Below are 12,081 nucleotides of genomic sequence, written 5' to 3'. Positions count from 1 at the left end.
ATGATTTTGATAAGACTTTATGTACAAAAGATATGCAGGAATATGGATTTATCCCTTCAATAGATATGAATTCATCTGAATTTTGGAAAGAAGTGAAAGATTTAACAGATAGAGAAAATATGGATGGAATTCTTGCATATATGTTTAAAATGGTCGAAAAAGCAAAGGAAAAAAAAGTTTCTATTTCTTATGAAACATTCAAAAAATTAGGAAAAGGTATTAAATATTTTGATGGTGTGACTACATGGTTTGAACGTATCAATGAGTACGGAAAAAATATTGGAGTTCGTATTGAACATTATATTGTTTCTTCTGGAATAAAAGAAATAATTGAAGGTACTGAAATTGCTCAATATTTTAAAAAAATTTATGCTTGTGAATTTATGTATGATTATAACGGAAGTATACAATGGCCTAAATTTGCAATAAATTATACAGCTAAGACTCAATTTCTTTTCCGTATAAACAAAGGTGTCTTAACAATTGATACTGAAAGTGCAGATAAACTTAATAGATTCACTCCTGAAAATGAAAGAAGAATTCCTTTTCAAAATATGATATATATTGGTGATGGACTTACTGATGTACCATGTATGAAACTTGTAAAATCTTATGGTGGACAGTCTATAGCTATTTATAATCTGGAAAAAGGTAAAAAAGCAGCAGAAGAACTCAAAAAAGCAGATCGTGTAAACTTTATTGCACCCGCTGATTACGAAATTGACAGTGAAATAGAAATTATTGTAAAAGCTATAATAAAAAAAATTCAGGCTGTTGAAGAAATGCAATCTTATTATTAATTTTAATCTAAAAAATTCTTATTATATAAAAACATAACCTTTCAAACTTAAATTTAAATTCCCAGTTTTTCAGATTATGTTTTTATTTTTTATTATAATTGTTTAATATATCATACTAATTTTAATATTTAAATAACGCTCTTGCAAATTGTACTCAAAGTTTAATTTTAACCTTCTTCTTCAAAGTACATCATATGTCCGTAAAAATAATCAAGTGCTTTAATTTTTCTTATTCCACTTGGAAATAATTTACAGTTATTAAAATACCAATATCCTACTTCACCAATATATGGATCAGAACCTCCTGGCTGAGAACCTTGTGGAGTATAGTTTCCTCTTTTTTTAATAAGATTTAACAGAGCTTTATTTAAGTCTGGTCTCTTTCCATCATAAATGTCGGGATAATTAACATAAGTTCTTCCTATATTTTGACATATAGAGTTTTTTCCAAATAAGGTAGTAAAATGTCCTCTTATATAAGCTCCTTCACTTTTGGTTATGTTTATATCTTTAGGGTAAGCATAAGTTGTTGTACAGGCACAAATAAAGATAAAACCTAGTAACAATTTTTTCATAACAAATCCTCCTCCTAAATTTTGATACATTAACTAGTATCTTTCATTATAAAGATACCCTATTTAATACAATTGTCAATCTACTTTTTGAATTTATTTTTAAAATTTTCAATAAAATTATTATAAGTATTTTATTTTTTTATAAACAGTATTTCATTTACTGTAAAAAATTCTTGACATATGAAAGAAAATATTATATAATCAGAATATAACAAAACGGAATTTTGTTTACTTTTAAAATTAGATTTGGAGGAATTAGATATGAAAAAAATTTTTTTACTTATAACAATACTAGCTATAGGTGTACTATCTTGCGGAAATAACGACAAAGAAAATTCTGCCACTGTACCTGAAAATAATACACAAAATGTTCAAAATGTGGAACAACCACAACAAACTGAAAATAAGGAAATATCCAGTAATGAAAATTCAAGTTCAGATGGAGAAGGCAATTACGCAAAAGGGATGGATGAAGAGTATACGACAGATGGTGATTTGCATGAAGAGAAGTTTTTGAATAAAATATTTGGTTACACAGATACATCTGAAAGCTTTAAAATTCAAAAAGACAGTCAAGGATATTTTTTGACAAGATATGTAGACGAATCTTCAGAACAGGATAATTCTGGTTCAAGAAAAGAAGAAATAGTAAGATTGAAATTAGAAAGAGGCACAATTCTTCAAGAAGTAAGCAATGAACCTCTAGCTTATGCTTATGATACAAAATTAAAAAAAATGGTATTTTTAAACCCAGAGAATAATTATAGAATAATAATGGCAACTGATTAGATTGAAATTTTCTCCATATTTTTTACTAAAAAAATCATTTTTAAAAAAATTTGACAAAAGAAAAATAATGTCTTATAATATTATGTTTAAAAGTTTTTTTGAAAAAAAGTTTTATAAACAAAAATTATAGTAAAAAATACAAAAGGGAGAAAGATTATGAAAAAATTATTTTTATTTTTAGTAATATTAGTTTTTGGTTCTGGAATTATCATTGCCAAAGAAATATTTAGTGGGAAAGTACCTGAAAATATTGTATTTGTTGGAGATTCGATAATGAATAGCAGTAAAAAATATATTGGTCCTAACTTCAAAAATCCTTATTTTGATACAAAAATATCACGTCAATTTTCAACACTTCCAGGGATTGTTACTAAATTAGCAGAAGAGGATAAATTAAAAACAGTATTAGTTGTACATCTTGGAACAAACGGAAAATTTACAGATAAAGATTTTGATTATGTTATGGAAATGGCAAAAGGGAAAGATGTATTCTTTATGAATACTGCTCACAAAGACCCTTGGGAACAAGAAGTAAATAACAAATTAAAAGAAAAAGTTGCACAATATAGTAATGCTTACCTAATTGACTGGTACTCTTATGCGAAAGGTAAAAATGAATATTTCTATAAAGACAGAACTCATTTAAATGATAACGGACAAAAATATTATGCAGACTTTCTAACTAACGAAATTAAAAAACATTATCTTGGAGAAACTGGAAAATCTGAATCTGCAAAAGATAATTCTTCAAATATAGCCAAAGCCCAAAATATTCAATTAAATAAAATAACTAATTTGACTAAATAATTTTTATAAAACTACTTTAATTTCAAACTAAAAAAGTTAAGCTGTATTATTTCATACAATTTTAAAAAGTTTGTTTTAAGGTAGTTTTTATTTTACAAAATACAAATTTTAAAGAAAGGAATTTTCTTATTTATGAAAAAAGAAAGAATACAGAGTTTAGATATACTAAGGGCAATTGCACTTATACTTATCTGTGTTTATCATTGGTTTTCCTATAAAGGAACTTACATCGGTGTTGTTATATTTTTTGCACTAAGTGGATACTTGGTTACAAGCGGGCTTCTTTCGAGAGATTTTACAATCTTTTCAGTAATTAACCGAAGACTAAAAAAAGTTTATCCAAGTTTGTTAATTGTAATACTAGCTTCAACTATTGCATTATATTTTGTAAACAACGGACTTGAAATGAAATATAAATATAGTGCGATATTTTCCATATTGGGATTAAACAATATTTATCAGATTTTTTCAAAAATGTCCTATTTTGACAATTTTGGGATTATATTGCCGTTAACGCATATTTGGGCTTTATCATTTTTAATACAAATGTATATATTTTTCCCATTTTTAGTACAAGGACTTAAAAAAATGAAATTAAAAAATAATACAATTGGAATTATTTTTTCAGGAATTGGGATAATTTCTGCTTTAATAATGGCTTTCGTATTTTATACAACTTCAAAATCTCCAGAAGGAGCAGATTTTTCAAGAATATATTATGGAACTGATACAAGAGCCTTTGCATTCTTCTGTCCCGCTGCAATAGCGTGTTTTTATACAAATAGGGAAATAAAAAGTGATACTGAGAAAAAAATTATATATATTTTAGGAATCTTAGGGTTATTTTCATTAATTTTCTTTTGTTTTGGACTAGATTACAGAAGTGCTTACAATTATTATGGACTAATGTTTTTATCAAGTATTTTGATAGGATTTACAATTGTTTTATTCTCAAAATCTGAATTGCAAAAATTCAATCTTTCAAAATATAAAAAAATCTTTAATCCAATAATAAGATTAGGACAACATCAATATCAATACTATTTGTGGCAATATCCAGTTATGATATTTGCACGTGAATATTTTAAATGGACAAAACTATCCAACACTCAGCAATTTTTTATTCAAATTATTGTTTTAGTGGCAATTTCAGAATTAAGCTACTTTTTATTTGAGAAAAAAAGTATAAAATATATAAGCTACCCTGTTTTAATTTCTATTTTTGCAATTTTAATATACTCTCCAATTTATGAAAATAAAGATTTGGAGGAAATGAAAGCAGCACAGGCTGCAGCAGCTAAGGCAACTACAGAAGATACTAAACCTTCTCAACCTACAACTACTCCAGCAGCAACACAAACTGGAAATTTAACAATGGACGAACTTCTTAATGCAATAAATACTCCATCAAAAGGTATTGAAGAAGAATCAAAAATTCAAGATGAAATTTTGCAAAAATATCCTAATGATGAACGGGAAATATTATTTATCGGAGATTCTGTATTGGATATGACAAAAGTTGACTTAAAGAAAAAATATCCAAACGCAATTATTGAAACAAAAGTTGGACGTCAATTTTATGAATTACCAAAGATGTTAACAAATTATGCTCAGAATGGAAAATTAAAAAAAATTATAGTAATTGCACTTGGAACAAATGGTACAATTTACGAAAAGGATATGAAATCCGTTTTGGAAACATTAAAGGGACATGATATTTACTTTATAAACACAGTTATGCCTGATCCATGGCAAGATAGTGTTAATGCGGAAATTAAAAAGGCAAGTGCTGAGAATCCAAATATAAAGGTAATTGACTGGTATTCATACTCAAAAGGTAAACAGCAGTATTTCTACAAAGACGGAACACATCCAAAACCTCATGCAGCCAAAAGATATATTAACTTGCTTTACTCTGTATTAAGCAAAGATATTTTAAATTCAGCTTCAAATACAAATACAAGTACAAAGTAAATAATTTAACAAAAGTTATCTTATATTAATATCCATTTTGAACTAATCTAAAAAGTTAGATATACAATTTAACTACACAGTAAGGATTGATTTCTGTATAAAGCAGAAGTTAATCCTTTTAATTTTTTCTTTACTAGGATTTTAAAAAAAATATAGTATCTAAAATTAATTTTAAAAAGTGCTTCTCTTATACATATTTTTATTTTAAATTCATTATTGTCTTTCTGCTTCTAATTTTTGATATATTTTTATTGTTTACTTTATTTGATTATTTAATAAATTAGTATTATTTCTCGTTTAAAAATAGGAATTAATTTTTATAATAGGCTTGTTTAATAGATAATTTATAATCATTAAATTATTTTTTAGATATTTTGATTAATAAATATTTTTTCATAATCTTATGTTTTTTCTTTTTATTTTCACAGGATTGTTCATTGCCACAAAACCTTATCTTGGAGTAAAAATTTGGAATAATTTCGTTATTTAGTATAAATAGTTTTGATATCATTTAAAATTTAATAAACATTGAAATTTTTATTCTTTTTTAAGTGATAATAAAATATAAAGACCTAGAATTAAGTACAAAATTATTCTAAAACTTTTTTCAATATTATGTTTAAAAAAAGAAATAAAAAAGTGTTGAAAAAGTTTATTCAATATGATATAAAGTATTCGTAAATTAAAAATTAAGTTAATTTTTAGAGAATAATATTTTAAATTATACTCGATTTTTTTATTGAACTATTAAACTAAATTTTTGGATAAAAGCTATCATTAAATGAAAAATTTTTGAGATTTGAGTAAAATATCCATAACTTTTGAGTTTAATTTCAAAATATTATTATAATAATTAAAAAGTGTAGAAAGGAGAATACGACTAAAAAAAATTAATACAGCATACTTTTGAAAATAAAAAATTGAAATTATTTAAATGGTTTTAAAATTAAATTTATAAAAACTAGATAAATGTAATATCCCATTTAATATTACAATTTATCTTATAAATAAAAGGTTATTATAATTGGTCGTAAAAAGAGAAATGAAAGAAATATTGAACTTGTATATTGTTAGGCATGGACAAACTGAGTGGAATGTGCTGGAGAAATTTCAAGGGCAGTTAAATTCACCTCTTACAGAGAAGGGAAAAGATCAAATTAGAAACACAGCCTTGAGTCTTGCAAATATTGACTTTAAAGCCATTTATACAAGTGAACTGGAAAGAACAATTGAAACAGCTAAAATTCTTTTAGAAAATAATAATGTGGAAAAAAAGAAAAATCAACATGAAAAATTGAAATTACAAAAATTGAATGAATTAAATGAAATTTATTTTGGTAAATGGCAAGGGATGAGTTTTAAAGAAATCTTTGTAAAATATCCTGAAGAAGCTCATAATTATTTCTATGATGTAAAAAATTATTGTGCAAAGAATGTCCAAGGGGAAGAGTTGAGAGATGGGCTAGAACGATTTTTACAAGGATTGAATAAAATTACAGAGCAAAACAGTAATGGAAATATCTTAGTTATTACACATGGAACAGTTTTAGAATTGTTTTTTAACTATATCGAAAATAAGAAATCACATGCTCTGGATGAAAGAAAATTAATTGGTAACGGAGAATATAAAATTTTTGTTTACAAAAATGGAAAATACACTATGAAGTAATTTTTTTAAATTTATGAAAATAGATTATTTTAACTTTTGTGAAAAATACAAAGAAATAGAAATTTTGAAAATTTTATAATACTATAAAAAATATCCTCAAATCCTAATAATATTTGATTTTAATAATCTGATATTAAAGAGTTTGTAAAATAATTTTATAGTATTAAATAAATTCCAAACATACATAAAAAAATTAAGGAGAGAAAATAATACAATGAGAATTTGGATAATTGGTGGAACAAAAGATTCTAGAAATATTTTAGATGAGATTTTAAAAATGAAAGATAAAAAGATTATTATTAGCACTGCAACTGAATATGGAGGAAAACTGCTTGAAGATGTAGCTAAAAATGAGAATGTGGAAGTAATTTCAGAAAGATTGAATGTATTGCAAATTGAAGATATGATTTTGGAAAAAAATATTGATTTAATTGTTGATGCGAGTCATCCATACGCACAAAATATTAGTCGTACAGTCATCTCAATGGTAAGTTACTTAAATGAAAGAGCTAATCAAGAGAAAAAAGTAAAATATATCAGATTTGAACGAAAAATGGTTGATTATGGAAACGAGAATGTATTCAAATTTCAAAATTTACAGGAAGTAATCAAATACTTACAACAATTTGAAAATAAAAATGTACTTAGTACGCTGGGTTCTAATACTTTAGCCGAAATAAACGAAATTAGTGATAAAAATAATTTATTTGTGCGAATTTTACCAACAACTTCTTCGATAAAAAGTGCAGAAGAACTTGGATATTTACCTAAAAATATCATTGCTATGCAAGGACCATTTTCAAAAAATATGAACATTGTAATGTTGCAAGACCTGAAAATAGATTACTTAATTACAAAGGAAAGTGGCGAAACTGGAGGAGAACTGCAAAAAGTAGAAGCTTGTCAGGAATGTGGTGTTACAATTTTGGCAATTAAACGTCCTGTTTTAGATTACGGTACAGTTTTTAACACAATTGAGGAATTAACTGAATACTTGGTTAAGCTTTAAAAATTTTAATAGAATTAAAAATTTAGGGATAATTTGAATAAGTAGTTTTTTTTAATATTTAAAAATAAAAAAGAAAGACAAATCTTATGATAGTCCCTCTTTTTTTATTTTTATAAACTTATTATTTCTTTTACTATTTATCTAAATATTTATCTAGTAAAATTCTTTTGAATTTTCTTCATATCCCTGTCAATATCTTTTCTTTTCAGCGATTCCCTCTTATCGTGCATCTTTTTACCTTTTGCAAGCCCTATTTCCATTTTTACAAGCCTTTGCTTTGTATAAACTGAAATTGGAACAATGGTATAACCCTGCTCTTTAATTTTTTCACTCCATTTTTTTATTTCACGTCTATTCAAAAGTAATTTTCTCACCCGAGATTCTGCTACATTGTTGATATTTCCAAATTCATAAGGTGTAATATGCATATTCATTACAAAAACTTCATCACGTATGATTCTTATAAAGCTTTCTTTTATACTCACTTTTCCAGCTTTTACCGATTTTACTTCTGTTCCCACAAGCTCAATTCCTGCTTCAAGCTTATCCTCTATGAAATAATCATGAAAAGCCTTTTTATTCCTAGCTAATACTGGCATCTTCCCTCCTTTTGCTACTTTGTTTTTTATTCTTCTTAGGTTTCGTCAACTTCTTCGATTTCGTCAATTTTTACTTTTTCTTCCACATAAGGTATAACCTCAATTTCCATTTTTGCATAACTTGCACTTACAATACTCACTTTCATTGTACTTCCCATAGTATAGGACTCATTATTTCTTTTATCTATGATTTTAAAGTTTTCCTCATCATAAATAAAATTATCACGCGTTGTTGTAACATTGTAAACCACTTCTATGTGATTTTCTAGTTCCATAAATATCTTATTTTTATTCATCCCGCTAAGTCTAGCAATATAAACTTGCCCAATTTTATCTTGCATATACTCAATCAACTTGATTTTTACACTATCTTCTTCCAGTTTATCCGCTACTCTTTCAGTTCTTGAAATACTTGAGGCAATTGCTTCAAAATTAGCTCCATATTTAGCCTTTTCTTTTTCGCTCATAAATTTTTCAATCGAACGTCCAAGCATTCTATGAACAATTAAGTCTGAATAACGACGTATCGGTGATGTAAAGTGCAAATAATATTTAGAAGCCAGACCAAAATGTCCCAGATTTTTGTTGGCATATCTTGCACGCTGCATTGCCCGTAAAATTAATTTGTGAATCAAATACCCTTCTGGCAGTCCTGTTGTCCTTTCTATTATGTTTTGGAATTTGCCAGGATGCATTTCTTCCAATCCTTTTAAGGAATATCCAAATTTTATCAGCGTTTCATTCAATGCCTGAACTTTTGCCTTGTCAGGATCTTCGTGGACTCTGTAAATTGCTGGAATTTCTTCCCAGAAAAGTTTTTCGGCCACAGTTTCATTTGCAATAACCATAAAATCTTCAATAATTCTTTCTGCTTCCCCTCTAGAACGCAATACGATGTCCTTTACGGCTTTATTCTCATCTAAGACTACCTTTATCTCAGGTAATTCAAAATCAATGCTCCCACGTCTCTTTTTGTTGTTTCTGATGATTTTAGATAATTCCAGCATATTTTTAAGCATTTCATCAATTTTTCTATATTTGTCATAAAGAACTTTGTATTCTTCAGACTCTTCATTTTTTTCCAAAATTGTATTCACATTTTCATAAGTCATTCTATATTTTGATTTTATAACCGATTTGTAAAAATCATTTCTTACAACTTTACCTTTTTTATCTAAATCCATTTCTACAGTAAAAGTCAGTTTATCCTCATTTGGATTAAGCGAACATAAATTATTTGACAATTTTCTTGGCAACATAGGAATTACCCTGTCTACAAGATAAATTGAGTTTCCCCGCTTCAATGCTTCTGTATCAAGCTCGGTATTTTCCCTTACATAGTAAGAAACATCGGCAATACTTACAAAAAGTTTATACCCATCTTCTGTTTTTTCCACATAAACTGCATCATCCAAATCTTTCGCATCAGAGCCGTCAATTGTAATAATCTCAAGGTGCCGCAAATCTTTTCGATTTTTCAGTTCATCTGAAATATCTTCATCAATTTTGTCCAGTTCCCTCAAGACTTCATTTGGAAATTTCTCCTCAATTCCTTCATTCAAAAGCAATGATGAAATTAGTGCCTCTGTATCCTTAGGACTTCCCAGAACACTTACAATCTCTCCTTCAGGCTTCCTTTCCTCATCTCCCCAAAAATCAACCTTTACAGCCACTAAATCTCCAGTTTTTGCACCTTTTATCAATTTTTTCGGAATATAAATATCCTTTGGAGAATTTCTTGGACGCACAAAGCCAAAACTTAAATTATGCTCAAAAACCCCAACAATAACATCCCGATTTCTTTTCACAACTTTGTAAACTTCGCCTTCACGCTTCTTTCCATCTGAACTTTCCTTCAAAATACGTACTAAAACTGTATCTCCATTCATAGCTGTATTCAAATAAGATCCAGGAATAAAGACGCTAGCCTCTCCATTAATATCAAGAAATCCAAAATTTCCACTGGAAATAGAAATTTCCCCTTTCACAAACCCTTCCTTCTCAGGCAAGGTATATCTTCCATTTCTTTTCAAATAAATATCTCCACTTTCTTCCCATGCATTCAAAAGCTGCTTATACATTTTCCGCTTTTTCTGGCTCCATTCCAGCAGCTGCAATATTTCCTGAAAAGTAAACTCATACTCTGCTAGCACTTGTCGCAAATATTTTAATTCACGCTCTTCTTTAAGTTCCATCTTTTGATTTTTTTCATTTTCTTTTTTTATATTGTAATTTTTTCCACTAAATTTTTTTCCCTTATGAAAATTTTTATCGTTATTTCCAATATTTTTATATTTTTCTTTCTTTTTTTTATTTCCCATATTTTCCCTCTGTCTTATTCAATACATCAAATTGTACTATTCTTCATTTAAATCAGATACTTCATAAATTTTGAACTATATTATTTTAACAAGTCAAGTATTGAAACTTCTTATAATTAATATAATTTGTATTTTTTAATGAAATTTAGTATTAGTCTAAATTATAAAATTCTAATAAAATATACCTATATATTGAGAAAATAATAAATTTTACAGATATATTTTAAATCAATTTTTATTTTTTAGATTAAATCTCATTTTTTTAATTTTAGAGTTGATTTGCTATTATTGAATTTCTAAATTTTATAATATTAGGATGAATAATTGAATCCTTCAAAAGCAAATATTTCAATTTTTCCTCGATTTCAAATTTTATTGCTTTATCTAAATCAGTTTTTGCAAGTTCTCTAGCTGTTTCCACACCTTCCCAGCTTCTCCCTTCCTCAATCGCATCTGAAAGATAAACAATCTTAGCAAGAGTCCTCATATTTTCTTTTCCAATCGTATGATATTTTATTCCATCCAAAATTTCTTCATCATCAATTCCAAACAATTCATAATTTTGCCGTACAAACTCAGCTCCTGCAAATCCATGAAGCACAGCTGTAGACTTCGACATCTTGTCCTCTACTTCAGGATATTTACTCTTAGTCAAGTCAATCATAACTGACAAGTCAAAAAATTTTGCCACATCATGAAGCCAAGCCGAAGCTGCAACTTTTTCCACATCAACATTATAAGTTTCAGCAAGCTCTACAGCACATTTTACAACTCTTTCCACATGATTGTATCTTTTTTCATCCAAATATTTTTTTACATTTTTTCTAATTTTATTTATATCTATCATTCTTCTCGCCTCACTTAAAATAATTTTCACTAAATATTCTCATTATTACTATTATACTACACGACAAAGAAAAAAACAACAAATCTAATATATTAGAATAAAATACGAAGAATTAAAATAACCTTTTAATATTAAATCTTATCAATATAATAAATGTATAACTCTTATACATAGTATTTATATATGCTACTACAATAAAAACTTTTAACTGAAATTATTAAAATATTAGTAAATTTAAGAAAGTTTCAAAATATTTTTACAAAAAAAGACAAAATACTTTTTTCAGAAAGTATCCTGCCCAAGTCATCTATATTTTTCATAATGCTATATTATCTTCATCTTTACAAAACCATTTACTGATATATTGCACATCCTCTATTTCTTTTTATTTTAAAATTTATCTGCTTTTTGAATATTTTTAACAAAAAAAAATGGCGTCCCCGGTTGGACTCGAACCAACGGCCCTCTGATTAACAGTCAGATGCTCTAACCGGCTGAGCTACGGAGACACGCAAAAGAAAAAAGTTTGGCAACTGCCTATTTTCCCGGGACGAATCCAAGTATCGTAGGCGTAAACAGACTTAACTGCCGGGTTCGAAATGTGACCGGGTGTATCCCTGCTGCTAGCATCACCAAACTTCAAAAAACTAAATTGTCAAGTTAAGACAATGAGAAATAAATAGCAGCAGTA

Annotated in this window: 10 protein-coding genes, 1 tRNA gene and 1 rRNA gene; 6 read left to right on the top strand and 6 right to left on the bottom strand. The window is 27.3% G+C overall.

From position 1 onward, the window contains the following. Positions 1–32 precede the first annotated feature (32 nt). Positions 33–800, top strand: a complete 768-nt coding sequence (locus ACZ5B9_RS02060; RefSeq protein WP_464423143.1) for an HAD family hydrolase — start codon at positions 33–35, stop codon at positions 798–800. A gap of 167 nt (positions 801–967) precedes the next feature. Here the strand turns inward: ACZ5B9_RS02060 and ACZ5B9_RS02055 are convergent, their stop codons facing one another. Further along, positions 968–1,375, bottom strand: coding sequence for a hypothetical protein (locus ACZ5B9_RS02055; protein WP_464423142.1), 408 nt, complete (start codon positions 1,373–1,375; stop codon positions 968–970). A 261-nt stretch (positions 1,376–1,636) separates the two neighbouring features. On the opposite strand from ACZ5B9_RS02055, the gene ACZ5B9_RS02050 reads away from it, so the two are divergent. The 5 genes from ACZ5B9_RS02050 to cobK all read left to right on the top strand — a co-directional run bounded on the left by ACZ5B9_RS02050 (position 1,637) and on the right by cobK (position 7,623). Further along, the gene (locus tag ACZ5B9_RS02050; RefSeq protein WP_464423141.1) at positions 1,637–2,164 is read left to right on the top strand and encodes a pantothenate kinase; all 528 of its coding nucleotides are present in this window, start codon (positions 1,637–1,639) and stop codon (positions 2,162–2,164) included. Between the two features lie 156 nt (positions 2,165–2,320). Further along, entirely contained in the window at positions 2,321–2,971 is a 651-nt protein-coding gene (locus tag ACZ5B9_RS02045; RefSeq protein WP_464423140.1) for an SGNH/GDSL hydrolase family protein, read from the top strand. A 132-nt stretch (positions 2,972–3,103) separates the two neighbouring features. Then, positions 3,104–4,945: an acyltransferase family protein gene (locus tag ACZ5B9_RS02040; RefSeq protein ID WP_464423139.1), complete on the top strand. Its 1,842-nt coding sequence runs from the start codon at positions 3,104–3,106 to the stop codon at positions 4,943–4,945. Between the two features lie 1,042 nt (positions 4,946–5,987). Beyond that, positions 5,988–6,614, top strand: coding sequence for a histidine phosphatase family protein (locus ACZ5B9_RS02035; protein WP_464423138.1), 627 nt, complete (start codon positions 5,988–5,990; stop codon positions 6,612–6,614). 214 nt (positions 6,615–6,828) lie between these two features. Further along, positions 6,829–7,623: a precorrin-6A reductase gene (gene cobK / locus ACZ5B9_RS02030; RefSeq protein ID WP_021769351.1), complete on the top strand. Its 795-nt coding sequence runs from the start codon at positions 6,829–6,831 to the stop codon at positions 7,621–7,623. 149 nt (positions 7,624–7,772) lie between these two features. On the opposite strand, the gene smpB is transcribed toward cobK, so the two are convergent. The 5 genes from smpB to rrf form a co-directional block, all read right to left on the bottom strand. Further along, on the bottom strand, positions 7,773–8,222 hold the full coding sequence (gene smpB / locus ACZ5B9_RS02025; protein WP_218975091.1) for an SsrA-binding protein SmpB: 450 nt from the start codon (positions 8,220–8,222) through the stop codon (positions 7,773–7,775). Between the two features lie 35 nt (positions 8,223–8,257). Then, the gene (gene rnr / locus ACZ5B9_RS02020) at positions 8,258–10,543 is read right to left on the bottom strand and encodes a ribonuclease R (RefSeq protein WP_464423137.1); all 2,286 of its coding nucleotides are present in this window, start codon (positions 10,541–10,543) and stop codon (positions 8,258–8,260) included. Positions 10,544–10,811: 268 nt separating this feature from the next. Then, positions 10,812–11,390 carry a bis(5'-nucleosyl)-tetraphosphatase (symmetrical) YqeK gene (yqeK, locus tag ACZ5B9_RS02015; RefSeq protein ID WP_464423136.1) on the bottom strand — a complete coding sequence of 193 codons (579 nt, stop codon included), beginning with the start codon at positions 11,388–11,390 and terminating at the stop codon, positions 10,812–10,814. Positions 11,391–11,822: 432 nt separating this feature from the next. Continuing rightward, a tRNA-Asn gene (locus tag ACZ5B9_RS02010) sits at positions 11,823–11,899 on the bottom strand. Positions 11,900–11,914: 15 nt separating this feature from the next. Further along, positions 11,915–12,027: ribosomal RNA gene (gene rrf, locus ACZ5B9_RS02005) — 5S ribosomal RNA — on the bottom strand. Between the last annotated feature and the right edge of the window lie 54 nt (positions 12,028–12,081).

Source organism: Leptotrichia sp. SK-5 (genome assembly GCF_055387215.1).
The sequence above is the reverse complement of the archived record's forward strand: the minus strand, read 5'-3'. Positions and strand labels throughout refer to the sequence as shown.